Source organism: Rathayibacter sp. VKM Ac-2926 (assembly GCF_022815565.1).
Taxonomy (GTDB): Bacteria; Actinomycetota; Actinomycetes; order Actinomycetales; family Microbacteriaceae; genus Rathayibacter; species Rathayibacter festucae.
Genome location: NZ_JALGRS010000005.1, coordinates 1 through 24,000, shown reverse-complemented (window position 1 = coordinate 24,000; position 24,000 = coordinate 1). Strand labels below are relative to the sequence as shown.

Below are 24,000 nucleotides of genomic sequence, written 5' to 3'. Positions count from 1 at the left end.
CGATGATCGAGATCATGTCAGTTTGATCTTGTTCCGGAAGCGTGTGATTGTCGTCGACGCCTCGCTGCTCGGCAGTCGCGGTCGCCAGTGCCGGCGTCCTCGGCAGCTGCGTCGACCCCGACGGCGGCGACGCCCTCCGTGCCGCTACCGCTCCGCCCGCAGGCCCTGATCCTGCAGGTGCGCACTCACCACCGCGTCCGCCACGCGCCCGGCCGTGCTCGTCTCGCCGAGCGGGCCGCCGCGCAGCCGCATGGCGAGCTCGCCGGTCACGACGAGCAGGAGCTCCTCCGCGAGCTGCGGCGCCTCCTCCCCCACCAGCGGTGCGGCGAGCTCGGTCAGCCGTCCGCGCAGTGACTCCGTATCGGCGCGGACCGCGTCGGCGAGCTCGGCCGGCGGGTCGAGGTACTCCGCGGACGACGCCAGGAACGCGCACCAGCGGGCGCCGTGCGGCCGCTCCCGGAAGCGCTCGAGTGCGGGGAGCACGGCCAGCAGCCGCTCCCGGTCCGAGTCCGCCCGCGCGATCTCGGCGTCCCAGGTCTCGAGCCAGGCCATCTGCCGACGGGCGAGGGCGGCGGCGACCAGCGCCTCCTTGCTGGAGTAGCCGCGGTAGAGGGTGGCGGCCGAGACGCCGGCCAGCGCCAGCACGGCGTCGATCGGGGTCGCGGCGATCCCGCGGCTGAAGAAGAGCTCCTCGGCCGCGTCGAGCAGCTTCGCCTCGGTACGAGGTCTGATCGACGCGGCTCGGAGTGGAGTGGACATGCCTCCAGCCTAGACTCTGTATATGAAACGCACGTTTTCGTTCTCGTCCCCGGTCCCCCTCGTCCTCGCCGCCACCGGGCTCATCGCGGCGACCTACGGTCTCGTGCGCTTCGCCTACGGTCTCCTGCTGCCGGAGATGCGCTCCGAGCTGGGCTTCGACGCGGCCACGGCGGGCGGTGTCTCGGCCGGCGCCTCCCTCGCCTACTGCCTCGGCGCCGTCGCGGGCTTCGTGCTCGCCTCCCGCGCGGCCCGCGTCCTCGTGCTGGCCGCCGGTGCGACGGCGGGCGCCGGGTCGCTCGGGATGGCGCTCAGCCAGGAGTTCGTCCCCTTCGCGATCGCCGCCGTCATGAGCTCCGTCGGCGCAGGCCTCGCCTCCCCCGCACTGGTCGACGTGCTCCGACGGGCGTCCGCCCGGGACGGCAGGCGCGAGCGCAGACGATCGTGAACTCCGGGACGGGCCCCGGGCTGGTCGGAGCGGGTGCCCTCGCCCTGACGCTGCTCCCGGGCTGGCGCGCCCTGTGGGTCGTCGCGGCGGTCGTCGTGGTCGCGGCCGCCCTCGCCGTCGCCGCTCTCGACGGCGCCACCCCGCGCCGCGAGACCCCGACCGCTCTCTCCACGGCCTGGCTGCGCGCACATCGCGGGGCGATCCTGGCGGCGGCGCTGCTGGGCGCCGGATCCGCCGGAGTCTGGAACTTCGGCAGGACCCTGCTGGTCGAGGGCGGGAGCAGCACCGCGGAGTCGGTCGTCGCGTGGATCGTCCTCGGGATCGGCGGCACCGTCGCGATCGCCACCGCCCGCTGGACCAGCGCCCTGCCGCCGCGCACGGCCTGGACGATCACCACGGCGACGGCCGCCGTCGGGACCCTCGGCCTGGCGCTCACGGCCTCCTCGCCGCTCGCCCTCCTGGCGTGCCTCCTCTTCGGCTGGGGCTGCACCGCCGGAACCGGAGCGCTCATCGCCTGGACCACCGCCCTCGACCCGTACCGCGCGGCGACCGGCACGGCACTGCTCTTCGTGGTGCTCATCGCGGGCCAGGCTGTGGGCGCCGTGGGGCCGGGAGCGCTGCTCGGAGGGGCCGGCGCCACGGTCGCCTTCGCCGTCGCCGCGGTCGCGACGGCCGCCGCCGGAGCCGGCCGCCGAGCACCGGCGCGGAGGATCGAGGCGAGGAGCGGAGGCGCCGGCACCGGTAGCCTCGCGGCATGACCTTCGCGAACGTCGGCACCCTGGGGGCCGCACCCGGCAGACGGGACGAGCTCGTCGCCCTCCTCATCGAGCACAACGGCGCCCTCGTCGACGCCGGCTGCCTGGCCTACGAGGTCGGCGTGGACGACGAGCAGCCCGACACCGTCTTCGTCGTCGAGCTGTGGGAGAGCGCCGAGGCGCACCGGTCTTCGCTGGCACTCCCCCAGGTCCAGGCCGCGATCGCGTGGGCGCGCCCGCTGCTCAGCGGCGCCTTCGGCGGCCACCGCTTCGACGTCGTGGGCTCTCCGCTCCGCAGCTGACCCCCGGGACCGGTCTCCGGGGCCGACCTCCGGGGCCTGCCTCCGCCGAGGGCTCGATTCGGGCTGCGCGGACGTCTCCCCCGTACGTCGACGCCGTCGGTGATCGCGCATCCGTCCCTCCGCCCGCTGATACCGATCCCGCCACCCCGCCACCCGAGAGCAGAGCGCCATGATCAGCACCTTCCTCGTCGAGCACGCCGCGCTCGTGCCGATCGGCTTCTGGATCGCGGTCGCGCTGGTCACGGCGCTCGCCTGGCTGCTGCACCGGCGCGGCGCGAGGAGGACCCTCCTCGTCCTCGCCGCGCTGGCCTTCCTCGCGGGCATCGCGCTGACGATGTACCCGCCGGACGGCACGCCGCCGGTCTTCTGCACCGTGCAGTTCTCGGTGCCGTTCGACGGCATCGACACCCTCGCGAACATCGCCCTCCTGCTCCCCGGGGCCCTGCTGCTCGCGGTGGCGGTCGGCCGCCCGGTGCTCGTCGCCGCCGCCGTCTCCGGCCTGTCCGCCCTGATCGAGCTGGTCCAGGCGAGCGTCCCGGCGATCGGCCGCTCCTGCGACACCAACGACTGGTTGATGAACACCATCGGCGCCGTCCTCGGCGCGCTCCTCGCCGCCGCGATCCTCGCGATCGAGAACCGGCGGGCCGGCCGACGCGTGTCGCGCTGACGCCGCGTCGCGCTCGACGTCTGGATGTCGGGTCAGTGCGGTGGGCGCAGCGACTCGGCCGGGCTCAGAGCCGTGTCGGCGGTGCAGCCGAGCTCGCCCGGCTGGAGCAGCACCGGCGCCACGACGACGCGGGTGACGGCGCCCGCCTCGCGCTTGACGAGGACGCAGTCCTCGGCGTGCCCCATCGCCACTCCGACGTCCGTGCCCCGCAGCACGACCGTCGGCTGTGCGGCCACCTCCCGAGGTCCCGTCGGAGCCGCCAGACGCTCGCTGATCGCGGCGGCGATGTCCTCGATCGTGCCCGGGTCCTCGGGCAGCGCGGTCAGCACCTCGACCGCGGCCTCCTCCGCGTTCGCGGCCGGCACGACGGCCTCGCGCGTGTCGGGCGGCGCAGTGACGCTCGGCGTCGACGCGTCGCACTCGACGTCCTGCACCCCGGTCGTGGTGCCGAAGACGGTGACGCCGTCGACGCTGTGCCGGCCGTAGAAGTCGAACTCGATCCGGAAGCAGTAGGGCTGTCCGTCCACGCCGACCATGCGCGTGGTGAGGGCGCCGAACGCATCGTCGAGCTCGGGCGCGTCGAAAGACTCGATCCCGACCAGGTCGGCGCCCTCGGCGGCGGCCTCCCTCGCGACCTCGTCGATGTCATCCGGCCGGTCTGTGCCGATCCGATCCGCTAGCGCGGCGGCACTCTCGCGCGCGGTCGTCTCGGCGACCTCCCTGGTCGCGTCACCGGGGCCGTAGAGGGTCGGGGCGCAGCCGGTGAGCAGTGCAGTGGCCGCGAGGCCCGCCAGAAGCGGCACGGTGCGAGAGCTGCGCGTCACGATCGATCCTCTCCGGTGGCGAGTGGTACCGGCGAGCATAGGCAGCGGCCGATCCCACGGAGAGATCCTACGAGCGGGTCCGAGCCCGAGGCGGCGATGTCGCGTCTCACCTCCGCGGACGGATCGGTGTCCCGCGGGCCCGGGATCACCGGCCCTACCCTGGGCGGATGGACGGCACGGTCGATCTGCTCACACGGAGACTCCGGCTCCGGCGACTCACCCGGGAGGACGAGGCAGCGGTGACGGCGTACCGGGGTGACGCCCGCGCCTCTCGGTTCCTCGGTCACGGTCTGCTCGCGGAGGGGCAGTACGCCTCCTGGTTCGAGGAGCGGGACGCCGAGTGGGACCTGCGCGAGCCGGGTCACCGCCGCTTCTACGGCATCGAGGTCCGGGCGACGGCGGCGCTCGTCGGTGACGCCGTCCTCGTCCGATCGGCGGACGGGCAGCAGGGTGAGATCGGCATGTTCCTCCACCCGGACACGGCCGGCCTGGGCTACTCGCTCGAAGCGGGCGGCGCTCTCCTCGACGTCGGGTTCGGGACGCTCGGCCTGCATCGCATCATCGGACGCGCCGCAGCCGACAACCGCGGCTCCGTGCACGCGATGGAGCGGCTGGGACTGCGGCGCGAGGCCCTCTTCCTGCAGAGCGAGAGACGCGGCGAGACCTGGATCGACTCAGCGGTCTACGCGATCCTCGCGGACGAGTGGAGACGCAGGAGGCACGCAGTGGAATCGACCGGTTGACGGTTCTTCCACGGGTGCGGGGCGCGCCCTCTCACGGCCGCGAGGAGACGGAGAACGACGTCCCCGTGCAGGTATAGGTGGAGCCGCCCACGACGTGGACTCCCTCGCCCAAGCGCGAGCACGTCTGTGCCGCATCCACGAGGATCGGGACCAGGACGACGAGAAGCACCGCAATGAAGGCCACTCCGACTGCCGCGATGATCACACCGGCGAGGGCCAGGCCGTTCCTCTGACCCGCTCGCCGAGATCGGATGAGCGCGATGAGACTGAGGATCAGCCCCGCCACATTGAGGAAACCGATGAATGCGAGGACGAATCCGACGATCGTCACCACTCGATTCGAGCGCTGCTGGCTCTCGGTCATCGTCCTTCGGCCGCTGGGAGAACCGCTCTGAGCGGGAGGAGAGCTTTCTGTCGTCACTCGGGGAACCTAGCGGAGACGCGGTCCTCCTGACGAGATTCCGGACGTCTGATTCATCGAGAGCACCGAGCTCGATCGCCAGCGAATGTCCGAGTTCGTTCGACCTCGCCGCGAGTCGACGACCGACAGATATTGCTCATCACAGGTTCACTCACCACTCCGCTGAAAGGAGCGCTCGCACGAGCGCCCGGTCCGAGAACCGGTGACGGCGACCGGCTCCACTCCTGGGGAGGACCATGCTGATGTCCGCTCCCTCGATGGGACGCAGCTCCCCCGTCAGGTCGCTTCGCGCAGGCCGGTCCGATCGTGGAGAAAGGTCGCAGGAGGGAACGGTTGGGCAGTACGGTCCAGATACGAGTGACGGCGACCGGCTCTTCGCCTTCGCGAAGACCGAGTGGCTGAGCCGGGACGTGACTGCCGGACGGACGGCGAGCACGCGTGCGGCGTCGCTCTGGGGGACGGGGTACTGATGAGAGTCACGAGGATCACGCTCGGCATCGCCGGCGCCGTGCTTGCGGCGGCGGCAGTGGCGACGACGATGGGTGTCTCGGCTGCGCAGGCCGGCGGAGATGGTCCGAGCACTCCCGTGGAGACCGCTCGCACTGAACCGGCCGCTGCTGAGCCCGCCGTCTCGCCGGACGAAGCATCTGCAGAACGCGTGGAGCACTTCCCTGCACTTCAACCGTACGACGCCTCTCAGCCTCTGGTGCCCGTCGCCGAGCTGGTCGGCTCCGCACGAGCGGTCGTCGACGTCGGCGCCGAGAAGAGCCCTGTCTACGCAGCCCTCCTGTCCTACGGAGATCTGCGGGTCGCCCTGCCGAGTCTGGCCTCGGACGTGCAGATCTCTGCCGACCATCCGGTCTACGTCCTGACGGTGCATCACACGATCCAGAACTGGGGCGCGCTCTCGGGCACGGTGGCCAAGACCTGGGACGTCTACACACTCGTCTGCGATGGACCCACGGGCGACATGATCGCCTCCGGCACGGGGACGGACATCGAAGCGCTCGGGATCGAGGGAGAGTACGTCGAATAGCGCCGACGAGCGCGCCCTGCGATGCGGCGGCGCCTCGGCTTGTCCTCACAAAAGACGAGCGATGATCGCCTCCCGTCGCCGGCGCTCGCCCTCAGCCCGCGGGGGCACCTGGAGGAGTGGTCACGAGCAGGTACCGTGCCGCGCCTCCAGCGTCCGCGGGCACCGACCAGCGGTGCGGGCGCGACGTCTCGATCGTGATCGACTCGCCGGCCGACACCGTGTGAGACGCTCCGTCGGCGTAGGTCAGCACCGCGGTGCCCTCGGTGACGAAGACGAACTCCTCGCCCTGATGCACGAAGTCGACGTCGTCGGACTGTCCCGGCTGCGCAGTGAAGAGGTACGCCTCCGTCCGCCGGCCCGGGCCGCCCGCCACCAGCCGAGCGCGCGGGGCGTGCGGCGCGTCGCTCGCGCGCAGATGCGCCTCCGGTGTCGTGTCGTCGGAGGAGGCGATCGCCGGCACCAGCTCGGCCGGCGGCACGTCGAAGGCTGCGGCCAGCGCGTAGAGGGTCGAGAGACTCGGCAGCAGGCGGCCGTTCTCGAGCTTGGAGAGGAACGGCTGCGAGACCCCGGCCTCGGCCGCGAGCGCGCGCATCGAGAGTCCGCGTGCGGTGCGCAGGGTGCGCACGAGCACGCCGATCTCGGAGGCGAGGGCCGGCGCCACGACGGCGTCATCGCTCATCGGTCCTCCCGGGTGGTGCGGTGCGGCGGTCTTGCCGAGAATGATAACCCACGGTTATCATCAGCGGGTTGATAACGTCAGGTTATCAGCCCTCCGCTCGGGAGCATCCGATCGCCACCGAAGGGCAGCACCGTGACCAAGCAGATCTTCCTCGGCGCGTTCGAGGAGTTCACGCCGAACTTCATCAGCAACGCCTGGCACCACCCCCGCGGCGACACCCGCGGTTTCGCCACTCTCGAGTACTGGCAGGACCTCGCCCGGAAGCTCGAGGACGCCGGCTTCGACTTCCTCTTCCTCGCTGAGGCACTGGGCTATCCGATGAGCGGCGACGACGTTCCGGAGGTGGTGATCCGCGAAGCCGTGCAGGTCCCCGTGCACGATCCGCTCGTCCTCGTCAGTGGTCTCGCGGCGACCGTCGATCGCCTCGGCTTCGTCGTCACCGCCTCCACCACGGCACAGCAGCCCTACCTCAACGCACGGACCTTCACCACGCTCGATCACCTGACGAAGGGACGCATCGCCTGGAACATCGTCACCTCCGACAACCAGGTCGCACTCACGAAGCTCCTGGGGCACGACGGAGTCACGCCCCACGACGAGCGCTACCGCCGCGCCACCGAGTTCGTCGAGCTGTGCCTGAAGCTCTGGGAGGGCGCGTGGGAGGACGACGCGGTCGTGTACGACAAGGCCACCCGGACCTACGCCGACCCCGCCAAGGTGCACCGCATCACCCACCAGGGCGAGTACTTCCGCTACGACGGCTACTTCCCGGCGATCCCGTCGGTGCAGCGCACACCGCTGCTGCTGCAGGCGGGCACCTCCTCCGCCGGTCGCGCCTTCGCCGGCCGGTACGGCGAGTGCGTCTTCATCCAGGACCGCGACCTCGACAAGGCCGCCGCCACGGTCGCCGACCTGCGGACGAGGGCGGAGGCGAACGGCCGCGACCCGCGGCACATCACGGTCATCCCCTCCGTCTCGATCATCGTCGGAGACACCGAGGAGGAGGCGTCTCGACTGCGCGCCGAGCTCGACGCGACCCCCTCGCGCGAGGCCGCCGCCGCGCTGTTCATGGGGTGGAGCGGAGTCGACCTGATGTCGTTCCCGCTCGACGCGACCCTCGCCGAGGTGACGACCGAGGTCGGGCAGACCATGCTGGCGATGTTCCAGCAGCCCGAGTACAGCCCGACCGTCGCCGAGATCCTCGACGTGATCACGTCCTCGATCGGAGGGATGCGCGTCACCGGCACCGCGGAGTCCGTCGCCGATCAGCTGCAGGAGATCGTCGACCGGACCGACGTCGACGGCTTCCTGATCGAATACACCTACGGCGCGTGGGAGACCTACCGCGACTTCGCCGAGCAGGTCGTGCCGCTGCTGCGCGAGCGCGGCATGCTGCCCGAGACGCCCCGCTCCGGATCGATGCGCGAGCGGATCCTCGGACTCACCGCGCCCACGCTGCCCGCGGGCCACCCCGGTGCCGCGTTCCGCGCGGGCGCGGCCTTCTGAGGACGGCGGGTCCGCAGACCCGGCTTCCGAGGGCGGTCGATCTCCTTGGAAGAGACGCTTGCAGACATGCTGGTCGAGTTGCCCCAGAGGGGCGTATCGAGACCCGCCGTCATCAGCACGGCGGGTCCGCAGACCCGGCTTCCGGCGGCGGTGGATCTCGATACGCCCGCTTCGCGGGCTACTCGATCAGCATGACGGAGCTTCCCGCCGGCCCGGTGGTGCCGCCTTCTCTGCGCCGCCGGCTCAGTGCCCAGATGAACATCAACGCGCAGATGTGCATCATCGGCTACACGACTGCATCGTCGCCTCGTGCGCCCGCCGCGTTCTCGCGTAGCGGGCGCACAAGCGCGTTCCCAGGATCAGACTCACCACCCCGCCGACGAGCGTCGCTGCGACCAGGACCGTCCAGGTCGTCATGGTGGAACTCGGAGTGAGAGTGACCCAGTAGAAGAGCCCGGTGCCACCGCCGACGACTGCAGCCGTGACCACCGGTGCGATCACGGCCGCCCTCTTCTCTGCGAGAGTCCACGAGGAGCAGAGCAGCAGCGCAACGATCCCGATCAGCCAGCCCGCGCCCGGGATCAGCAGCCAGCCGAACGCGTACGACAACGAGCTCGCAACGGCGAACCACGGGCGATCGAAGACGAGTCCACTACTGCTGGACGACCCGCCGGCCGCCGAAGCGATACGCGCAGGGGTCCCGAGCTCGGAGATGCGCTCTCGCGCAGCGTCGTCATCGAGGCCGTCCAGTTCCTCCGCTATCCCCCCCGTAGATCTCCTCGCGGAGTTCGGCGCGCACATCGGCGAGCGCGACCTTCAACTCTTCCAGGTAGCGGTCAGCTACCCGCGAGGTGGAGGCAGTCATGGGGTTCCCCTTCCGATCGTCTGGTTCACCTGACTGACGAACGACGGCCACTCCGCTCTGAAACGGCCGAGTTCGATCTTCCCCACGTCAGTCAGTGAGTAGTACTTCCGCGCAGGGCCTTGATCGCTCGGCACGACGACAGCAGCGATGGACCCCCGATCACGCAACCGCCCCAGAAGGGGATACAGCGTCCCGATGCTCCCGATGACCCCCACCTCCTGCAGGCGTGTCGACAGCTCCCACCCGTACATCGGCACACTGTCCAGGAGCCCGAGGATGCAGAACTCAGCAACGCCCTTTCGAAGCTGAGCGCCGACGCCTTCTATCATGCGTCACAGGTTACCCGCGCCGGGGCCCGAGTCGCCGGACGCCGCATCGATCGGACACGTCGAGAGGGACGACGGACCTCCTCCGGTAGCTGGACGGCGACGTCGGTGGCCGTCGGGCTGGGTGCCGCCGGCATGACTATGGTTCCCTCTCCGGCGTCCTCTCGAGGTCGAACTCGTGGAGCCGCATCCGATCGAGCACGTGCCGGGGACGGACGTTGGAACCGCTGACCACTCGTGGCGGTGATCGACCCCCTGACGGGACGGCCCCGGCCTGAGCGATCTCCCGTGAGAGGGTGATCCGCATGCAGCCCACGACAGCGGTCCGGATCTCGGTGGTCGCGGCGGCCGTTCTCTCGTCCGCTCTGCTCTCCGGCTGTGCAGGAACTCCCGCGGAGCCGATCGTCGAGCGGACGTCGCAGATGGCCGTCGACTACCCCTCCTACGACCTGCCGCAGCTCGTCGGGCAGGCCGATCGCATCATCGAGGGCACCGCCGTCTCGACCCGCGACGCCGTCCTGTATCCGACCTACGAGGGCACCGATCCGCTCCTGAATCCGCTGAGCGAGGCGTCGGAGGAGGAGCAGCGCGCCGCCAGCCTCGAGGGCGCCATCGCCGTGACGGAGGTCGAGCTCGAGGTGACCGCCGTCCACAAGGGCGAGGCGGGTGACCGGCTCACCATCACGCAGACCGGCGGCGTCCTGGACGGTGTCCGCTACACGACCGTGCAGGAGCCCCTGCTCGTACCCGGGAGCTCCTACCTGCTCTTCCTGCACGAGGGCGAGCGTCCCGCCCTCCTCGGCGGGGGCGCGGGCAGCTACGAAGCGGCGGACGGCGGCTACCTCGCCATGGCCGCGCAGGCACCCGTCGAGTCGTTGAGCCGCGACGAGCTGGCGCTCCTCCTCGCCGAGGACCGCCGCGCCACCGAGTGATGCGGGCACCCGCCGGACTGCAGCAAGGGCTCTCGAATACGCGGTGGATCTCGATACGCCCGCTCCGCGGGCTACTCGATCAGCATGGGAGGGCACACGCATACTGGTCGACACATGCTGGTCGAGTAGCCCTTTAGGGGCGTATCGAGACCAGCGCCTCCGTGCACATGTGGATCTCGATAAGCCCGCTCCGCGGGCTGCTCGATCAGCATGAATCGCTCATGCCCTGCAGACGCTCGACCGAGTCCGACCCATGCTGGTCGAGTAGCGCCGTGGGCGCGTATCGAGACCCGCGCGAAGCCCGGCCGCGCCGGATGCTGCGGCCTAATGCGCTCGCGGCTGGAGCGCGACCGGGAGGGTCAGCTCGCCGCGCTCGACCAGGCTCTGGAGGGCTTCGAGGACGGCGGCCTCCGGCTCGTACCGCGGCGCATAGCCGAGGAGCGTCGTCGCCTTCTCGATGGAGAAGTACTGGCTGCGGTGCAGGTGGCCCCAGCTCGCGTCGGCGAGGTCGTCGCCCGCGCTGCGGCGGAACTCCTCCCAGCCGACGCTCTCCAGCACGGCCTCCCGCCCGAACCAGCCCGCGGCGATCTGCGCGAACCCGCGGACCGTGAGCGCCGAGGGGGCCACGATGTGGAAGTCCTCCCCCGCGGCCGCCTCCGGCCGGGCGACCGCGAGCTCGAACGCCTGGGCGACGTCGTCGGCGTGCACGTGGTGCAGGGACTCCGCGCCCGAGCCCGGCATGCGCAGCGTCCCGCCGGTGGCCAGGGTCTCCCAGACGGCGGGGTCGAGGTTGCCCAGCGGGCCGATCGGCGCCCAGCCGGGTCCGCTGATGTGGCCCGGGTGCAGCGTGGTGGTGCGCAGGCCGCCCGCGGCGGTCTCGGCCTTCAGGAGGAGGGCGATCGCCTCCTTCTGGCGGCCGTACTCGTCGATCGCGGGCGTCCCCTCGCCCTCCCGGATCGGGAGCTTCAGGGTGGGGCCGTAGCGCCAGACCGATCCGCAGCTGATCAGGTGGCCGACGTGCCCGCGGAGCCCCTCGACGAGGTCACGCGCCGAGTCGACGGTGAAGCAGACCAGATCGATCACCACGTCCGGAGCCAGATCGCGGACCCGGGCGGCGAAGACGCCGTCCTCGTCCTCCTGCTGCCGATCGGCGACGACGCTCCGCACCTGCTCCCACTCCGGGCCGGCGGTGTAGGGGGTGCTGGTGCCGCGGGTGATGGTCGTGACCTCGTGCCCGGCGCGGACGAGCCGGGGGACGAGGAAGGAGCCGATGTGGCCGCTCCCGCCGATGACGACGACGTGCATGGTGGCTCCTCGGGGGTGGTGACGGGCGGTGCGCTCCACTCCACCACACTCGCGACCGGCGGCGCTGGTGCCCCTCCCCTGCTCGGACGTCGGTCGCGCTGCCCTGCGCATCGGCTCAACCGGGACGTCTCGAGCGAGGGCCGGAGACGCCTGCCGCTCAGAGGGCGGCAGGTGGCACCGGTGGTGGGTTCGGGATCTCGAAGACGGCCGACCGCGGCCACATCAGCGTCGGCATGCGCTTCCGCTCGGGCTCGCCGAGGATCAGCGCGGCGGCGAGCAGGTCCGCGGCATGCGCGAGGACGTGCTCGACGTAGGCGGGGTGCACCCAGTGCGGTCCGGAGAACGCGGAGATCAGGTCCTGGAGGGCACGGACGGAGTCGTGCTGATTCTCGTCCCGCGGGGTCATGGCGGCTCGGATCGCTAGGAGAAGCCCGCTCGGCCGAGCGATGTCACCCATCGGCGGGAGAGAGGTCGTGCACCTCCGCGACGCGGCCGGCATCCGTCACAGTACGCCTCGGACGACCCCGGAGAGGTGTTTCACGAATATCCCGGTGACACCGCAGAAACAGCCCTTCGCGTCTCCGTCCGGGCGATTGCGCGACCGATCGTCCCGGATCGGTGCGGGCAGTGCGGAACGGGGTTAGTCTCAGAGCCCATCCGAGACCTCGCGTGGCGAACCGCACCCTTCCCGGGCGCACGCGACGGCGGGACCCCCATGGGCAGGCTGCACGACGACTCCGGCCGCGGGACCGACGTCGACGACCGGCTCCTCGCTCCCCTGCAGCTCATGATCGGGACGGAGCTCGGCACGAGCGAGTGCACGCGCGTACCCGGCCTCCTCTCGTGAGCACCAGCCGGGCGGGCGGCGCCTTCGGCGAGGAGATCGACCGGCTTCTCGCCTCCTTCGCCACGCTGCTGCCCGCCGAAGACGCGGCCACCTCCGTGCTCGGCGCTCCCTTCGACATGCAGACACTCGCGGCGACCAGCCGTCGAGCGGCGACTCTCGACGAGACGCAGATCGACCTCGGCGAAGGGCCCGCCTGGAGCGCGTACCGCGCCTACCGCCCCGTCGAGATGCAGGTCGACGACGAGCGGCACTTCGCCGCCTGGCCCGTCTTCGCGCTCTCCGCGGAGGCGGCAGGAACGAGGACGGTCCTCGCCGTCCCCCTGGTCATCGGCACCTCGAGCATCGGCGCGGTCACCCTGTACAGCAGCACCTCGATGCGGCTCGACGCCGAACAGCTGCAGCTCGCGAGCCGACTCTCAGGAGCGCTCGCCAGGGCCGTGGTCGATCAGGCGATCAGCCTGCCGGAGAACGGGAGGCTCGCCCGTGATCCCGCGCTCTCGCGCCGGGAAGTGCACCAGGCGACCGGGATGGTGATCGGCCAGACCCGGTCGACACCGGCGGACGCCCTCGCGATCATCCGCGCCTACGCCTTCGCGGAAGGCATCGGAGTGCGCGACGTGGCCGCACTCATCCTCGCCGGATCGCTCGACTTCTCCCACGATCCGCCCGCGTGATCCCCCTCTTCCGAGGCGGTCGACTGCGGATCCAGTCGGCGGTGATCAGTGCGCCCGGCGCGCCGAGGGTCTCGAGATCGATGCCGCCTCTCGAGACGGTCGCGGGATGGTCTCTCCGGCCGATGAGGCGGCCGGTGCACCATCGCCGATCACCTCCGAGATCGTCTACCGTGCGGTGATCACCTCACCGCGCATCCCGAGCGCCTGGAGGTCGACACCCGTCGAGGAGACGATCGCCTCTCCGGTATCGCCGTCGTAGACGACGGTGTAGACGTCCCACCTCTTGGCCGGAATCCCGTAGGGCGCGTCGTTCATGACAGGGGCGTGCACGCTCAGAGCCCACATCGGCGCTTCCGGTGAGATTCGAGTGTCGCCGCCGAGTCCCGGGGCGCAGGAGGACAGCTCCGCATACGTCGCCCGCACCGCATAGATCGGGTACTGCTTCTTCTCCTCCGCGCTGAGCGTGGAGAGTTGACTTCCGGCGCCGTCGGCCAGGTCGAGCGCCGGGTTCGTCAGCTGCTGGACGTCGATCATCGGCCCGTCTGCGGTGTCAGCAGTCAGGGGGCACGGCGGGGCTTCCGTCGGGAGTGAAGACGGCTGGGGGTCCCGAGTCGAGGCCGGTGCTGCCCGTGTCTCCGTCGAGGTGGGCGTCGTCTTCGCGGTGGCGTCGATGGTGACGGGGCCGGAGCGGATGCGCATCGTGGTCGTGGTCTGTGTGAGGCTCACGTCCTCGGCGCCCAGGACGTCCATCAGCCACTGCTCGCCGTCGTTGCAGGTGACGATCGTCGTCGCAGGGCCCGCGGTGATGACCCAGACGGAAGGCTGCAGGCCGGCCGCTTGCAGCTCGTAGGTGAGCCCGTTGCAAGGCTCGTTCACGCTGAGCTTCGACTGGCCGTCGATGCTGACGATGTGGAAGCCGACCGGATGATTCAGCACCCACCCGCCTGATCCTTGATCACCGATGACCGCGGTGCTCTCGTAGGTGAGCTTCGTCACGTCTTCGGCTCGCAGCTGTTCACCCGGGACCTGCGATGACGACGGCGCGCCGGACACGGTGGCACTCGTCCCGCATCCGCTGAGAAGGAGCGCCCCGGAGAGGCAGAGGATGCTGAAGGGGAGGCTTCTCGCGCGACTGGTGATCACTGGTCGACTCCGTTCTGGTTCACGGGCCGGTCGGTGCAGTCGACCGGGGTATTCAGTCCCGTGAAGATCCGGATCCGCCCGCCCTCCTGGCACACCTGGGTTCCCGCGAGGGAGAACAGTGCGGCGTCCGCCGCGTCTGTGACGCCGTCGGTACCCGACTCCGTGAGTGCAGCGCATGCCGCAGCGAGCGACTCGGTGGGCTCTTCTGCCGGAGTCCGGATCTCGCCCGACAGGGCGACGCCCTGCCCGTCCTGTTCCCAGCAGGTGACGGGCGCCGCGACTGGGATGCCGCGGTCCGTCGGCACTGCCGTGACGACTGCGGCGCTGAGGACCGCGCCGGCGATGCCGGCGAGCGTCACCGCCGCGGCCTGGCCGAGACGTCGGCGGCGGCGGATGCGGTGCGCGAGGCGTGCGCTGATGCGCTCGAGCTGCTCGTCGCTCAGGTCAGGATCGTCCATGGTCCTCTGTCCGTTCCGTCAGGGTTCTCGCCAGTGATGCCCGCACCCGCGAGAGGCGGTTGCGGACCGTCCCGTGGGACAGGCCGAGGGAGCGAGCGGCGTCGCTGTAGCTGAGGTCGTCCTCGATGCAGGCCGTCCAGATCGCGCGGTCCGTCGCACTCATCTGCTCGACCAGACGCCGCACGTCGAGCAGCCGGTCGCTCGTGTCCGCATCGACGCCGCGAGAGGCGGTGTCGTCGGAGAGGGGCAGGTGGCGTCGGCGCTGCTCGCGGCGGTCAATCGAGGAGCTGAGGTTGCGCGCCGTCACCAGCAGCCACGGCAGCACCGACTCCCCCACGATGCGCACACCCGAGCGGCGCTTCCAGAGCAGGAAGAAGGTCTCCTGCACGACGTCCTCCGCCTGGTCGGCTTGGACGAGGAAGCTCCCCGCGGCCCGGTGGACCGCGCGGCCGTGCATCCGGAAGAGAGCATCCAGCGCCGAGGGGTCGCCGCTGCGAAGACGATCCACCAGCGTCAGCTCAGCAGCACCGACCACCGACATCACCCCCCTCAGTAGTGAATGCCCCCAGAGCACGGTTTCGTCTCAGACTTCAGGGAGCGATTGCAGACGACTCGGCGATACGTCCGGGCTCCTCCCCTGAGGGGAGGCCCGGTCGCCCACGGGCGGCGTTGCATTCGCTGAGCGGGCGTGTTCGACTGAACCGACATCAACGAACGGAGATCACGATGTCCGAAGCACTGCTCATCATGGCCTTCGGCCTCGTCATCGCGGTCGGCTTCACTCTGGGACTCCTCCGACGCTTCCGAGAAGCCGTGGCTCCCGCCGGCGCCGCAGCCAGTGTCCTCCGCGACGTGTATGCGGGCCGTGGAACCCAGGAGCGCTCAGCAGACGAGTTCGCTGGCGACCCGAGCACGTCCATCACTCTCGACGGCCCCGACCCCCTCCGCACCTTCGGCCTGGACCCGGCGTCGCGCATCGAGCACCAGTAGAGGCGCAACGGTGGGAGCTGCCTTCAGGACATGGCTGCGCGAGAACGAATCGACCTGCTGACCACGACCGGAGCGGTTCTCGCTCCCCTCGGAGTGATCGTGGCCGTCGTGTTCCTCTTCCAGCCGTGGCGCACCTGCGCCGACGACGACGTGGCCGCGGCCTGCGCGATGCACCCCGCGGACGCGACGGTGATGGCACTCGGAGCCGTCGCGGCGATCGTCGGAGTGCTGCTCCTCTGGATCGGCGCTCACCGCGGGCACCGGTGAGCCGATGATCGATGATCAGGCGAGACGGCCGATGCGCTCGTTCCGGCTCGAACCGATAAGCGACAACGGTCGCACCGCAGTCACGGCAGGGTGAAGACACGAACGTCCGCTCGCGCTGACGCTCACCACTCACAGACCGTCCCGGCCGAGCGACCCCTGCAGGAGACGATGCCCGCTCGAGCGGGACACGTTCTCGACTGATTCCCTCTTCGTGTCGTCAGTTCGGGGTCCTGCTGGACATGTACAGAGTGAAGGCCAGTCGAGCACCCAGGAGCAGATCATGACGACCGAACCTCACGACGCCGCCAGCGATCGGGCGATGAAGGCGCTCCTCGACGAATCGGTGCCACCGACTCCACTGGCGGATGCAGTCCCCGACGACGCCCTTCGAGAGATGGTCCGCGGGGCGGAGCGGGAGACACGACGCGGCCGGCGGCCAGTCACGCCTCGTGCCGCCGTGATCGGCACCGTCGTCGCTCTCACGCTGGGCGGCGCGGGTGCGGCCGCGGCGACGACGCTCTCCGGGTGGGAGCCGTGGGTGACGAATCCGGACTCCGTCGTCCACTTCACGCTGCCCAGCGGAAGAGAATGCGAGTTCCGCAGCGTCGCCAGGGAAGGCGACCCGGAGGACGTCAAGGAGGCGCAGGACGTGCTTCGCACCACCGATGTGCTCGCCCTCGCGGACATCGACGGCGAGCTGGCCCGGATCGTCGCTCGGGACGTGACCGTCCGCGGCGACGACGGCGACACCGTGGTGCCCGCGACCGAGTTGTACTCGGGAGACGAGCTGTACCGCCAAGCGGTGGTGGGCGCGATCATCAACGTCGTCTGGGACGAGCTCGAAGACCGAGGAGTGGTCGATCCCGTCACCGGATCAGATCTCTCCTTCGGAAGCCAAGACGACTGCGCAAAATTCACCCAGGCGAACCTCACCCAGTGAGCCGCCGCGACACGCAAGCCGATCGCATCGTGGCCATCCTCGACGCCACAGCCCGTGACCTTCTGAACTACCTCGAACGCCGAGTCGGCACCGATGACGCTGCCGATGCGCTCTCCGAGACGATGACGATCGCGTGGCGCCGGTCGTCGTCCATGCCCTTGCCGGACGAGGACGCCCGCCTGTGGCTGTTCGGGGTAGCGCGGAACGTCGCGCTGAACACCAGTAGGACGCGCAGGCGTCAAGACCTCCTCGCCGAGAAGCTTCGCGGCATCGTCGACCCCATCGGCGTGATCGGAGAACCTTCCGACGTCGTCCTCGACGTTCGAGCAGCGCTGAGCAAACTCACTCCGGAGCTGGCAGAGGTCGTGCGACTCGTGCACTGGGAGGGCTTCTCTCTCAGCGAGGCGGCCCAGATCCTCTCCGTCCCACCGTCCACGGCACGCAGTCGATACCAGAAGGCGAAGCGCGAACTCGGTGACCTGCTGTCCCCGCTGCCCTCGGAACAGGCACTCGGATCTGGAGAGATACGCCGGGTGTGACGCGTGAGGCGATTGCCTTTCGGGACAGACGACGCATCGTCGACGTTCCCCGGACATGCAGGGGTCTGGTCGCGTTGGAACTGCTCAGCGCGTAGCAGCACCGGCGCGAGCGTGCTTTGCTCAGCCGAACGGAGCGCGCCGCTCCACCCGCCGGGAGTCCACATGCCTCGCACCATCTCACTGCTCTTCCAGAGACAGACGGGATCATTGCGCACCCGGCGTTTCGCGAAGGCAGAATCGAGTGGTGTCCACTCACCGAAGCCATGGTCTCTCGAAGGTCCTGCGCATCACCGCACTGACGGTGGCAGCCGGAGCGAGCCTGTGGCTCCTCGGGGACTACGCGGGCAGGTGGCCGGACCGGGTGCCCTCCGCCGGCGCACCGACCGCCGCACCGACTTTCTCCCCCGCGGGCGCGGTGTACCGATACGGCTACTGGGGTGGACTGAAGAATCCGACCTCGAGCCGGCCGATTCAGTGGCTGGAGGACGGGAGCACCTTCACGATGACCACGGGCGGGAGCGGTCAGTGCCTGAACGAACCCGTCGCTCTCGAGGTCGTCGCGCCCGACCACCTACGGATCGAGTCGAAGCTGCAGGAGGACCCGCAGGAGGAGGGGTGCTCGGAGAGCTACGTACTCGCCAGCTATGTCCTCGATACACCCGCCGGACTCGACCCGACCCACATCGTGAAAGTAGAGCGAACTCAGGCGGGCCGAGCCGGGAGCTCGAGTGTCTACGTCGCCCCTCTGCCCTGACCCCAGCCTTCGCGTCCGTCAGACCATCCCCTTTCGGGACGGTCGGCCTGCGCTGTTACGGCTTGCTCGCCGAGCCTCAATCACGGCGTCAGTCGAAGATGTCCGGCAAGTTACCGGTGTCGCCCCACCGGCCGATGAGAGCACCTGTCTTCGCATCGATGACGAAAATCATCCAGTCGAGGGGAACCGCGATGGCGCCGAAGCTGTTGCGGATCTCGCCGGTGACACCGACGAGCCAGAGATCGTCGGCGGAGGGGCTGTCCGACGGCGGAGAGAAGCCAGCGAGCAGTCCTTCGCTGCCATACGCCTCCTCCGAGGTGGTCCTGACGGCATCGGTGCTCGTGGCGACTTCGATGGACGCTTCGTCCTGGAGGGCGAGGGCGATCGCGGCATCAGCCGACTCCACCGGCGCCCTTTCGGCACCGGGAGCACCGGGCTCGAGCGACGGCGTTTCGGTTGGTGCGGATGCTTCCCCGCTGTGCAGCGTGCCAGGAGCGATCGTCGCCACGACTTCGCTCGGAAGGGTGACCGTGCTGGGCGTCGCACTGGGCACTGCCGGGGGTGCGGCCAGTGCGATACCCGCGCCGGTGACGGTCGCTCCAAGAAGCACCAACGAGGCCAGAACGAGGACTGCCTGCTTGCGTTGCATGGTCGATCCGATCGTCATCAGGGCATCGCCGGCCCGGGCTCACAGGACACTGCGGACTCGACGCTCTGGCATCCACCCGACAGCGCTCCTCAGTATCGACCCCGGCATCTCGGTAGACCATCCCCATACGGGACGACCCGGGCCTAGTTCAAGCGCCGCGAAGCATCGATTGAACGGCCTCGATCGTGAACCCCATCGTGACGGCGAGCTCGTGCTCGTTGGCACCGAGAAGAGCAGCGGAGCATGCAGCGGAGACGACTCTCTCCCTCCCCCCGGATCCCGAGGGCCGACTCCGAAGAAGTGCACTCTCCTCCGACGCGCGCACGAGAGCTGCCTCCGCTTCGCTGCACAGAAGGCTCGGCGGCTCGTTGAAATCGATTCGCCACCCTCGAGCGGACGGCTCAGTGGGTTCATCCATGTCCCGAAGCTACCCAACGTCGACGTCGAGCACCCGTCGCCCCTCCACTCGCGTTCAGCGCCCCCAACATGCTGTGGGCCCCCTGCTCACGTGGGCAGGTCAGAGGAGAGATCGAGGCCCTCTGAGGTGGCCCCACCCGAACGAGCTCTCCGCAACAGGCGTGTGAAGGAGCACCAGGCGGACCAGAGCACCCGGAGTCAGGACCGGAGCCGCCGCGGAGGGGTGCGGCGGACCGACTTCGAGTCGCTTGCGCGGACGTGTTCGCGGCTCCTCCGTTCGAGGCCTCGAGAAGGGCGTATGGTCCGGCCATGACCGCACTCATCAGCACGGCGCCGACGACCGGATCCCCGATGACACGCCTCCCGGTGGCACCTCGACCGCGCACCGCCGTGCCGGTCGTCCCCGCGGACGATCTGCAGGAGGAGGCGGCTCGCCACACGCGGTTCTGGGCCTCGTACGACGCCGCACCCGGGTCGCTCACCGCCTGGGCCGACGCCGCTCTGTCGACGTGGCGGCGCCCTGCCCCGGCCCCCCGGTCGCCCGCCCGCGAGGGTCTCGACCAGTGGGACGAGGAGGGCGGGTACGACCCCGCTTGACCCCCGATGTCACCGACACGCGCCGTCCTCGACTCGCGCGGCGGACATCGGTGACGCCTCGACGCCACCGCCGGAGGCGAGGTGGTCGAGTGCTGTCGATCTCCGCGGTCCGGGCGCCCCGCTCGGACCGAGCGGAACTCCGGGCGGTCACTCCCCGCTGGTCTGAACGCTCGCCACGCCGTCGCAGGTCGCCGTCATCGCCGCGACGACCGCGGGGTCGTCCTGCGCGAGGTCGTCGCCGCCGCTCGTGACGGCACCGTTGGTCGCGGTGCGCCCGTCGGCCGAGAGCTCCACCTGCGTCGAGGTGATGCTGTAGCGCCCATCGGCGTCCCGCGCGGCGAGGACGCCGGAGATCGAGTGGTAGCCGTCGGCGTCGGCCGTGCCGCAGGTGACGCCCGTGCCGGCGTCGCCGAACCCGGCGAGCACGAACCGGTACGGCTCCCCGTCGACACCGACCGGCGTCACGAACGCGCAGTCGGTGAACGCGAAGAGCGCGGCGGTCCTGCCGTCGCTGAGAACGGTGGCCGCGAGGGTCGGGCTCACCGCGACCGTCCAACCTTGGTGGGTCGCCGGGCCCGCCAGCGTGTCCTGCTGCAGGAAGGTCGCGCCCGAGGCGGTGCGGATGCCGTAGTCGAAGCCGCCGTCCTCGTCGTAGAACGCCTGGTCCGCCCGGCCGTCGCCGTCGACGTCGCCGATCTCCGCCGTCGTGACGCCGGCCGGGACGGGGGTGTCGTTCGGGGTGCAGCCGGCCGAGGACGCGGGCGGTGCGGACGACGGTGCGGACGCGGAAGGGCTCGCCGGTTCGGCCGTCGCGCTGGACGCAGCCGTCGACGTGGACGCCGAGGGCGCCATCGACGCCGGCGTCTCCTGAGCCGTGCCCGTCGAGCAGCCCGTCACGCCGGCGAGTCCGCCGATCACCGCGACGGAGAGCACGAGCAGACGGGGCATGAACGGACGGGTCTTCCTGCTTGCCGAACGAACCATGACGACCTCCTCGATTACGATACGACTGCCGGGCCGCTCGCGCCTCCCCGGGTAGTGCCTCGCGGTCTCCCGGCGCCGGCTCAGCGCCCCGGCAGGGTGTCGAGCGACCGGGAACGCGCGGCGAGGAGCTCGGCGTAGGTGCCGTCCCGCTCGGCCCAGCGCAGTCGCTGCGCGGCCCGGACGACGATCTCGTCCGGGGTCGGCTCCTGCGTCAGCAGCTCGAGGACCTCGTCGAGGTAGGCGTCGAGGGGCAGGGCCGCCGGGTTGACGGCCTCCTGACCCGCGGTCGCGACGGCCGGCGGGACGAGCTCGGTCACCCGGACGCCCGCGCCGGCCAGCTGCGCCCGCAGCGACTCGGTGTACGCGTGGACGCCCGCCTTCGACGCACCGTAGCTGGGCATCAGCGGGAACGGCAGGAAGGCGATCCCCGAGGACACGGTGACGATGTCGCCGCCGCCCCGGCCGAGGAGGTGCGGGGTGAAGGCGTCGACGGCGCGGATCGTGCCGAGCAGGTTGACGGCGACGGTCCGCTCCGCGGTGGCGAAGTGGGCGGGGTCGCGGAGGTCCTCCTGGAGCAGGACCCCGGACATGGTGACGACCGTGTCGAGGCCGGGATGCGCCGCCAGCACCTCGTCCCTCGCCCGGATCACGGAGTCGGCGTCGGTGACGTCGATCCGGACGGTCTCGAGGTCGTCGACCCGGGCGGTGTCGCGTCCGCCGACGACGACGGTGCTCCCGGCGGCGGCGAAGCGGCGGGCGAGGCCGAGGCCGATGCCCGAGGTACCGCCGATGACGAGGACGGTGCGGTCGGTGATGTCCATGGTGTCTCCTCCTGGGGGAACGGGTCCGCGGTGAGCGGCTCGGGTCGATGGTCGTCGCCGCCGCCGGGGGCAGCCAGGTCCCGGCGGATCCGGGGAGTGGCAGGGCCTCTCTCTCCCCGCGCGACGGGGTGGGTATCGTCGGCCCCATGGATGTCGACGCACCGGCGAACGCGCTCGGCGAGTACCTGCAGGCCCGGCGCGCGCTCGTCGCTCCCGAGCGGGTGGGCCTGCCACCGGGGACGCGGCGGCGGGTGCCGGGCCTCCGCCGGGAGGAGGTCGCCCTCCTCGCCGGCATCAGCGCCGACTACTACGTCCGGCTCGAGCGCGGCCGCGACGACAATCCCTCCGCGCAGGTGCTCGAAGCCCTCGCCCGCGTCCTGCAGCTGGACGACGTCGAGACCGCCTGGCTGCACGACCTCGCCGCGCCGAAGCCCCGCGTGCGGCGGCGCGCGCGGCCGGCGGAGCAGGTCCCCGCGCGGCTGCACCACCTCCTCGCCGCACTCGAGGTCCCCGCGTTCGTCGAGGGCCGCTACTTCGACGTCCTCGCCTCGAACCGGGCGGCCGTGTCGCTCTCACCGCGACTCGCTCCCGGCCACAACCGCCTGCGGTCGCTGCTGCTCGATCCGGAGGAGCGCCTGTTCCACCGCGACTGGGAGACGGCGGTCGAGTCGTTCGTCGGCGTGGCCCGGCAGACCCTCGGCCAGGACGCGAGCGACCCCCGCGCGGTCGAGCTCGTCGGCGAGCTGTCCCTCGCCAGCGCCCGCTTCCGCACCCTCTGGGCCCGGCACGACGTCCGCCCGCTCCGCGGCGGCACCGCGACGGTCGACCACCCCCGCGTCGGTCCCCTCGACCTGCACCGCGAGAAGCTGCCGGTCGACGGGCTCGTCCTGGTGATCTACTACCCCGACGAGCAGGGCGACAGCGCGGACCGCCTCCGCCTGCTCGCGGCCTGGGACGGCAGCACATCCGAGTCCGCCCTCGGGGCGCGCGACTGACGGTCCCCGGGACGATGTCAGAGCCGCGGCGCCCGCGGGGACGATGCCGGAGTCACGGTCCTCGTCGGACGGTCCCCCTCGGGTTCCGGCTCGTCGGTGAGGCGCAGCCCGCCCGGGGCGTAGGAGTCCGCGATCCAGCGCCGCACCCAGGCCTGGTTGAGGACGACGCGATCGGCATTGGCGTACCGGAAACGGAGCGCGCTGGCGGGATGCAGCCAGATCGAGGTGCGACCGCTGCCCACGGCCGGCAGGTCCTTCCAGGAGAGGTAGAAGCTCTCGCCCCGGCCGAGCTTGGTGCCGATGACGACCTGGAGGTGACCGAGGAGGCGGTCCTCGAAGTCCACGTCGAGCCGCGAGTCGTAGACGAGTCGTCCCATGGGGATCCTGACGTCGGGTGCATCCGGAATGGATGCCGTGGCCACGCGAAAGGGGTCCGGATGGGGTCGGAACGGAGGCTACGCCCGAACGGGCCGGAATCCTCACGCTTCGTCGATATCGGTGCGACATCCCGCTCCTGGCTCCCCCGAGCGCTTCCCAGAGCGACTCGGGAGGTCTAGGTTGCAGACACACGGGGTTCCGGATCCGGATCGGAGGCCGTGAGGAGGGGGCTCACTGTCCTGGCGGCGCCGCCTCTGCGCGGGTTCCCGTCGGCTGCGCGCACTTCGGCGTGACCGACGGGCGCCGCAGTGCGGAGCCGACCCGACCTGCGCGGCCGCGCGGAGCGCCTCGCTCCGCAGGACGAGCGGCGGTCGGCTACCTCCTGCTCGCCGGTCCCGGCAACCCCGTCCCCGCCCGGGCGTCGCATCGCCGACCATGGAACGGTGCAGCAGCTGAGCAACGCCCTCCGGAGCTCCTTCCCGGCCGGCGGCGGAGACCGCCGTGACTGAGCCGGGCGAGGAGCCGGGCCCCTTCCTGTCCTGGGTCGGCGCGCTCGAGGAGGTGGGCGACGACGACGTGCCGGTCCTGCAGGCGGTCGGCTTCCTCAGCGTGAGCCTGCGCCTGAGCGCGGACGCGGCGTTCGCCGCTCTGCGCGACGAGGCCCGAGCGCTGACCCTCGACCTGCGGGAGGTCGCTTCCGAGGTGATCACCTTCCGCCGGACCATCCCTGCACCCGAGTGAGGGGTCGGCCGGCGGACGGCGGGGCACGCCGGTCGGATCGACGAACGGCCGAGTCCGCGGCACGGGTCGCTCGCCCGGCACTTCTGTCCGCAAGCGGACATGTCCGCTAGATGTAGTTCCCCGTGAGGTTGTGGACGCGTTCTGCGGGGGTTGATCCGCCGATTCCGGTGTGGGGTCGGTGGTGATTGTAGTGATGGAGCCAAGCGGCGTAGGTGGCGGATCGGGCGTCGTCTGAGTCGTA

Annotated in this window: 33 protein-coding genes; 17 read left to right on the top strand and 16 right to left on the bottom strand. The window is 70.8% G+C overall.

Annotated elements, in window-relative coordinates; all coding sequences use genetic code 11:
- Positions 1 to 144: 144 nt before the first annotated feature.
- Positions 145 to 759: a TetR/AcrR family transcriptional regulator gene (locus MT351_RS08150; protein WP_132437235.1), complete on the bottom strand. Its 615-nt coding sequence runs from the start codon at positions 757 to 759 to the stop codon at positions 145 to 147.
- 22 nt (positions 760 to 781) lie between these two features.
- Here MT351_RS08150 and MT351_RS08145 point away from each other — a divergent pair, with 22 nt between their 5' ends.
- The 4 genes from MT351_RS08145 (at position 782) to MT351_RS08130 (ending at position 2,928) form a co-directional block, all read left to right on the top strand.
- The gene (locus MT351_RS08145) at positions 782 to 1,204 is read left to right on the top strand and encodes a YbfB/YjiJ family MFS transporter (protein ID WP_207901737.1); all 423 of its coding nucleotides are present in this window, start codon (positions 782 to 784) and stop codon (positions 1,202 to 1,204) included.
- Entirely contained in the window at positions 1,201 to 1,962 is a 762-nt protein-coding gene (locus MT351_RS08140) for a hypothetical protein (protein WP_207901739.1), read from the top strand. The genes MT351_RS08145 and MT351_RS08140 overlap by 4 nt, the downstream gene beginning before the upstream one ends.
- Positions 1,959 to 2,261: a putative quinol monooxygenase gene (locus MT351_RS08135; protein ID WP_132437236.1), complete on the top strand. Its 303-nt coding sequence runs from the start codon at positions 1,959 to 1,961 to the stop codon at positions 2,259 to 2,261. The genes MT351_RS08140 and MT351_RS08135 overlap by 4 nt, the downstream gene beginning before the upstream one ends.
- A 169-nt stretch (positions 2,262 to 2,430) precedes the next feature.
- The gene (locus MT351_RS08130) at positions 2,431 to 2,928 is read left to right on the top strand and encodes a VanZ family protein (protein ID WP_132437237.1); all 498 of its coding nucleotides are present in this window, start codon (positions 2,431 to 2,433) and stop codon (positions 2,926 to 2,928) included.
- Between the two features lie 32 nt (positions 2,929 to 2,960).
- Here the strand turns inward: MT351_RS08130 and MT351_RS08125 are convergent, their stop codons facing one another.
- Complete coding sequence (locus MT351_RS08125; protein ID WP_132437238.1) at positions 2,961 to 3,752, bottom strand: hypothetical protein; 792 nt, start codon at positions 3,750 to 3,752, stop codon at positions 2,961 to 2,963.
- Between the two features lie 167 nt (positions 3,753 to 3,919).
- On the opposite strand from MT351_RS08125, the gene MT351_RS08120 reads away from it, so the two are divergent.
- A complete protein-coding gene (locus MT351_RS08120) occupies positions 3,920 to 4,495 on the top strand; it encodes a GNAT family N-acetyltransferase (RefSeq protein ID WP_132437239.1) in 576 nt (191 codons plus the stop codon).
- A gap of 31 nt (positions 4,496 to 4,526) precedes the next feature.
- On the opposite strand, the gene MT351_RS08115 is transcribed toward MT351_RS08120, so the two are convergent.
- Positions 4,527 to 4,859, bottom strand: coding sequence for a TMEM43 family protein (locus tag MT351_RS08115; RefSeq protein ID WP_243581862.1), 333 nt, complete (start codon positions 4,857 to 4,859; stop codon positions 4,527 to 4,529).
- Positions 4,860 to 5,385: 526 nt separating this feature from the next.
- Between MT351_RS08115 and MT351_RS08110 the strand changes: the two genes are divergently transcribed.
- Positions 5,386 to 5,952 carry a hypothetical protein gene (locus MT351_RS08110; RefSeq protein WP_243581861.1) on the top strand — a complete coding sequence of 189 codons (567 nt, stop codon included), beginning with the start codon at positions 5,386 to 5,388 and terminating at the stop codon, positions 5,950 to 5,952.
- 91 nt (positions 5,953 to 6,043) lie between these two features.
- On the opposite strand, the gene MT351_RS08105 is transcribed toward MT351_RS08110, so the two are convergent.
- Complete coding sequence (locus MT351_RS08105; RefSeq protein ID WP_123737022.1) at positions 6,044 to 6,631, bottom strand: helix-turn-helix domain-containing protein; 588 nt, start codon at positions 6,629 to 6,631, stop codon at positions 6,044 to 6,046.
- 132 nt (positions 6,632 to 6,763) lie between these two features.
- Between MT351_RS08105 and MT351_RS08100 the strand changes: the two genes are divergently transcribed.
- Entirely contained in the window at positions 6,764 to 8,137 is a 1,374-nt protein-coding gene (locus MT351_RS08100; protein ID WP_165909109.1) for an NtaA/DmoA family FMN-dependent monooxygenase, read from the top strand.
- Positions 8,138 to 8,416: 279 nt separating this feature from the next.
- On the opposite strand, the gene MT351_RS08095 is transcribed toward MT351_RS08100, so the two are convergent.
- Positions 8,417 to 8,938 (bottom strand): hypothetical protein, encoded by a 522-nt coding sequence (locus MT351_RS08095; protein ID WP_132437243.1) that lies wholly within the window; start codon positions 8,936 to 8,938, stop codon positions 8,417 to 8,419.
- 60 nt (positions 8,939 to 8,998) lie between these two features.
- Positions 8,999 to 9,331, bottom strand: a complete 333-nt coding sequence (locus MT351_RS08090; protein WP_123733258.1) for a PadR family transcriptional regulator — start codon at positions 9,329 to 9,331, stop codon at positions 8,999 to 9,001.
- Between the two features lie 302 nt (positions 9,332 to 9,633).
- Here MT351_RS08090 and MT351_RS08085 point away from each other — a divergent pair, with 302 nt between their 5' ends.
- Positions 9,634 to 10,260, top strand: coding sequence for a hypothetical protein (locus MT351_RS08085; protein WP_132437244.1), 627 nt, complete (start codon positions 9,634 to 9,636; stop codon positions 10,258 to 10,260).
- Between the two features lie 324 nt (positions 10,261 to 10,584).
- Here the strand turns inward: MT351_RS08085 and MT351_RS08080 are convergent, their stop codons facing one another.
- Positions 10,585 to 11,565, bottom strand: a complete 981-nt coding sequence (locus tag MT351_RS08080) for an NAD(P)-dependent oxidoreductase (RefSeq protein WP_132437245.1) — start codon at positions 11,563 to 11,565, stop codon at positions 10,585 to 10,587.
- A 157-nt stretch (positions 11,566 to 11,722) separates the two neighbouring features.
- Complete coding sequence (locus MT351_RS08075; protein WP_132437246.1) at positions 11,723 to 11,971, bottom strand: hypothetical protein; 249 nt, start codon at positions 11,969 to 11,971, stop codon at positions 11,723 to 11,725.
- A 309-nt stretch (positions 11,972 to 12,280) separates the two neighbouring features.
- On the opposite strand from MT351_RS08075, the gene MT351_RS19940 reads away from it, so the two are divergent.
- Both MT351_RS19940 and MT351_RS08070 read left to right on the top strand, forming a co-directional pair.
- Positions 12,281 to 12,412 carry a hypothetical protein gene (locus MT351_RS19940; protein WP_279389005.1) on the top strand — a complete coding sequence of 44 codons (132 nt, stop codon included), beginning with the start codon at positions 12,281 to 12,283 and terminating at the stop codon, positions 12,410 to 12,412.
- Positions 12,409 to 13,086, top strand: a complete 678-nt coding sequence (locus MT351_RS08070) for a GAF and ANTAR domain-containing protein (protein WP_132437247.1) — start codon at positions 12,409 to 12,411, stop codon at positions 13,084 to 13,086. Before MT351_RS19940 ends, MT351_RS08070 begins: the two co-directional genes overlap by 4 nt.
- 165 nt (positions 13,087 to 13,251) lie before the next feature.
- Here the strand turns inward: MT351_RS08070 and MT351_RS08065 are convergent, their stop codons facing one another.
- The 3 genes from MT351_RS08065 to MT351_RS08055 all read right to left on the bottom strand — a co-directional run bounded on the left by MT351_RS08065 (position 13,252) and on the right by MT351_RS08055 (position 15,195).
- Positions 13,252 to 14,139, bottom strand: coding sequence for a hypothetical protein (locus MT351_RS08065; RefSeq protein ID WP_243581860.1), 888 nt, complete (start codon positions 14,137 to 14,139; stop codon positions 13,252 to 13,254).
- Between the two features lie 86 nt (positions 14,140 to 14,225).
- Positions 14,226 to 14,687 (bottom strand): hypothetical protein, encoded by a 462-nt coding sequence (locus MT351_RS08060; protein ID WP_132438523.1) that lies wholly within the window; start codon positions 14,685 to 14,687, stop codon positions 14,226 to 14,228.
- Entirely contained in the window at positions 14,674 to 15,195 is a 522-nt protein-coding gene (locus tag MT351_RS08055; protein WP_243581859.1) for an RNA polymerase sigma factor, read from the bottom strand. The genes MT351_RS08060 and MT351_RS08055 overlap by 14 nt, the downstream gene beginning before the upstream one ends.
- A gap of 218 nt (positions 15,196 to 15,413) precedes the next feature.
- Here MT351_RS08055 and MT351_RS08050 point away from each other — a divergent pair, with 218 nt between their 5' ends.
- The 4 genes from MT351_RS08050 to MT351_RS08035 all read left to right on the top strand — a co-directional run bounded on the left by MT351_RS08050 (position 15,414) and on the right by MT351_RS08035 (position 17,423).
- Entirely contained in the window at positions 15,414 to 15,677 is a 264-nt protein-coding gene (locus tag MT351_RS08050; RefSeq protein WP_132436098.1) for a hypothetical protein, read from the top strand.
- A gap of 30 nt (positions 15,678 to 15,707) precedes the next feature.
- Positions 15,708 to 15,944: a hypothetical protein gene (locus MT351_RS08045; protein WP_132436099.1), complete on the top strand. Its 237-nt coding sequence runs from the start codon at positions 15,708 to 15,710 to the stop codon at positions 15,942 to 15,944.
- A gap of 319 nt (positions 15,945 to 16,263) precedes the next feature.
- A complete protein-coding gene (locus MT351_RS08040; RefSeq protein WP_243581858.1) occupies positions 16,264 to 16,884 on the top strand; it encodes a hypothetical protein in 621 nt (206 codons plus the stop codon).
- Complete coding sequence (locus MT351_RS08035; RefSeq protein ID WP_243581857.1) at positions 16,881 to 17,423, top strand: RNA polymerase sigma factor; 543 nt, start codon at positions 16,881 to 16,883, stop codon at positions 17,421 to 17,423. Before MT351_RS08040 ends, MT351_RS08035 begins: the two co-directional genes overlap by 4 nt.
- Positions 17,424 to 18,265: 842 nt before the next feature.
- Here the strand turns inward: MT351_RS08035 and MT351_RS08030 are convergent.
- Complete coding sequence (locus MT351_RS08030; protein WP_132436101.1) at positions 18,266 to 18,826, bottom strand: hypothetical protein; 561 nt, start codon at positions 18,824 to 18,826, stop codon at positions 18,266 to 18,268.
- A 726-nt stretch (positions 18,827 to 19,552) separates the two neighbouring features.
- Here MT351_RS08030 and MT351_RS08025 point away from each other — a divergent pair.
- Complete coding sequence (locus tag MT351_RS08025; RefSeq protein ID WP_243581856.1) at positions 19,553 to 19,840, top strand: hypothetical protein; 288 nt, start codon at positions 19,553 to 19,555, stop codon at positions 19,838 to 19,840.
- A gap of 147 nt (positions 19,841 to 19,987) precedes the next feature.
- Here MT351_RS08025 and MT351_RS08020 read toward each other — a convergent pair whose 3' ends face one another.
- A complete protein-coding gene (locus tag MT351_RS08020) occupies positions 19,988 to 20,824 on the bottom strand; it encodes a hypothetical protein (protein ID WP_243581855.1) in 837 nt (278 codons plus the stop codon).
- Between the two features lie 80 nt (positions 20,825 to 20,904).
- The gene (locus tag MT351_RS08015; protein ID WP_243581854.1) at positions 20,905 to 21,645 is read right to left on the bottom strand and encodes an SDR family oxidoreductase; all 741 of its coding nucleotides are present in this window, start codon (positions 21,643 to 21,645) and stop codon (positions 20,905 to 20,907) included.
- Between the two features lie 146 nt (positions 21,646 to 21,791).
- On the opposite strand from MT351_RS08015, the gene MT351_RS08010 reads away from it, so the two are divergent.
- On the top strand, positions 21,792 to 22,640 hold the full coding sequence (locus MT351_RS08010; RefSeq protein ID WP_243581853.1) for a helix-turn-helix domain-containing protein: 849 nt from the start codon (positions 21,792 to 21,794) through the stop codon (positions 22,638 to 22,640).
- A 17-nt stretch (positions 22,641 to 22,657) separates the two neighbouring features.
- On the opposite strand, the gene MT351_RS08005 is transcribed toward MT351_RS08010, so the two are convergent.
- Positions 22,658 to 23,017, bottom strand: coding sequence for an ATP-dependent DNA ligase (locus MT351_RS08005; protein ID WP_243581852.1), 360 nt, complete (start codon positions 23,015 to 23,017; stop codon positions 22,658 to 22,660).
- A 502-nt stretch (positions 23,018 to 23,519) separates the two neighbouring features.
- On the opposite strand from MT351_RS08005, the gene MT351_RS08000 reads away from it, so the two are divergent.
- Positions 23,520 to 23,759, top strand: coding sequence for an ANTAR domain-containing protein (locus MT351_RS08000; protein ID WP_123737003.1), 240 nt, complete (start codon positions 23,520 to 23,522; stop codon positions 23,757 to 23,759).
- A gap of 106 nt (positions 23,760 to 23,865) precedes the next feature.
- Here the strand turns inward: MT351_RS08000 and MT351_RS07995 are convergent.
- Positions 23,866 to 24,000 (bottom strand): integrase core domain-containing protein (locus tag MT351_RS07995; RefSeq protein ID WP_243582044.1); only part of this gene is annotated, 135 nt, incomplete at its 5' end.

What these genes read in the sequence shown, in the direction of transcription:
- MT351_RS08040 (WP_243581858.1), top strand. Translation starts at nt 16,264, where the DNA reads ATGAAGGCGCTCCTCGACGAATCGGTGCCACCGACTCCACTGGCGGAT.
- MT351_RS08045 (WP_132436099.1), top strand. Translation starts at nt 15,708, where the DNA reads ATGGCTGCGCGAGAACGAATCGACCTGCTGACCACGACCGGAGCGGTT.
- MT351_RS08050 (WP_132436098.1), top strand. Translation starts at nt 15,414, where the DNA reads ATGTCCGAAGCACTGCTCATCATGGCCTTCGGCCTCGTCATCGCGGTC.
- MT351_RS08105 (WP_123737022.1), bottom strand. Translation starts at nt 6,631, where the DNA reads ATGAGCGATGACGCCGTCGTGGCGCCGGCCCTCGCCTCCGAGATCGGC.
- MT351_RS08095 (WP_132437243.1), bottom strand. Translation starts at nt 8,938, where the DNA reads ATGTGCGCGCCGAACTCCGCGAGGAGATCTACGGGGGGGATAGCGGAG.
- MT351_RS08115 (WP_243581862.1), bottom strand. Translation starts at nt 4,859, where the DNA reads ATGACCGAGAGCCAGCAGCGCTCGAATCGAGTGGTGACGATCGTCGGA.
- MT351_RS08015 (WP_243581854.1), bottom strand. Translation starts at nt 21,645, where the DNA reads ATGGACATCACCGACCGCACCGTCCTCGTCATCGGCGGTACCTCGGGC.
- MT351_RS08130 (WP_132437237.1), top strand. Translation starts at nt 2,431, where the DNA reads ATGATCAGCACCTTCCTCGTCGAGCACGCCGCGCTCGTGCCGATCGGC.
- MT351_RS19940 (WP_279389005.1), top strand. Translation starts at nt 12,281, where the DNA reads ATGGGCAGGCTGCACGACGACTCCGGCCGCGGGACCGACGTCGACGAC.
- MT351_RS08030 (WP_132436101.1), bottom strand. Translation starts at nt 18,826, where the DNA reads ATGCAACGCAAGCAGGCAGTCCTCGTTCTGGCCTCGTTGGTGCTTCTT.
- MT351_RS08120 (WP_132437239.1), top strand. Translation starts at nt 3,920, where the DNA reads ATGGACGGCACGGTCGATCTGCTCACACGGAGACTCCGGCTCCGGCGA.
- MT351_RS08025 (WP_243581856.1), top strand. Translation starts at nt 19,553, where the DNA reads ATGACCGCACTCATCAGCACGGCGCCGACGACCGGATCCCCGATGACA.
- MT351_RS08090 (WP_123733258.1), bottom strand. Translation starts at nt 9,331, where the DNA reads ATGATAGAAGGCGTCGGCGCTCAGCTTCGAAAGGGCGTTGCTGAGTTC.
- MT351_RS08010 (WP_243581853.1), top strand. Translation starts at nt 21,792, where the DNA reads ATGGATGTCGACGCACCGGCGAACGCGCTCGGCGAGTACCTGCAGGCC.
- MT351_RS08020 (WP_243581855.1), bottom strand. Translation starts at nt 20,824, where the DNA reads ATGGTTCGTTCGGCAAGCAGGAAGACCCGTCCGTTCATGCCCCGTCTG.
- MT351_RS08005 (WP_243581852.1), bottom strand. Translation starts at nt 23,017, where the DNA reads ATGGGACGACTCGTCTACGACTCGCGGCTCGACGTGGACTTCGAGGAC.
- MT351_RS08085 (WP_132437244.1), top strand. Translation starts at nt 9,634, where the DNA reads ATGCAGCCCACGACAGCGGTCCGGATCTCGGTGGTCGCGGCGGCCGTT.
- MT351_RS08110 (WP_243581861.1), top strand. Translation starts at nt 5,386, where the DNA reads ATGAGAGTCACGAGGATCACGCTCGGCATCGCCGGCGCCGTGCTTGCG.
- MT351_RS08150 (WP_132437235.1), bottom strand. Translation starts at nt 759, where the DNA reads ATGTCCACTCCACTCCGAGCCGCGTCGATCAGACCTCGTACCGAGGCG.
- MT351_RS08075 (WP_132437246.1), bottom strand. Translation starts at nt 11,971, where the DNA reads ATGACCCCGCGGGACGAGAATCAGCACGACTCCGTCCGTGCCCTCCAG.
- MT351_RS08060 (WP_132438523.1), bottom strand. Translation starts at nt 14,687, where the DNA reads ATGGACGATCCTGACCTGAGCGACGAGCAGCTCGAGCGCATCAGCGCA.
- MT351_RS08145 (WP_207901737.1), top strand. Translation starts at nt 782, where the DNA reads ATGAAACGCACGTTTTCGTTCTCGTCCCCGGTCCCCCTCGTCCTCGCC.
- MT351_RS08080 (WP_132437245.1), bottom strand. Translation starts at nt 11,565, where the DNA reads ATGCACGTCGTCGTCATCGGCGGGAGCGGCCACATCGGCTCCTTCCTC.
- MT351_RS08135 (WP_132437236.1), top strand. Translation starts at nt 1,959, where the DNA reads ATGACCTTCGCGAACGTCGGCACCCTGGGGGCCGCACCCGGCAGACGG.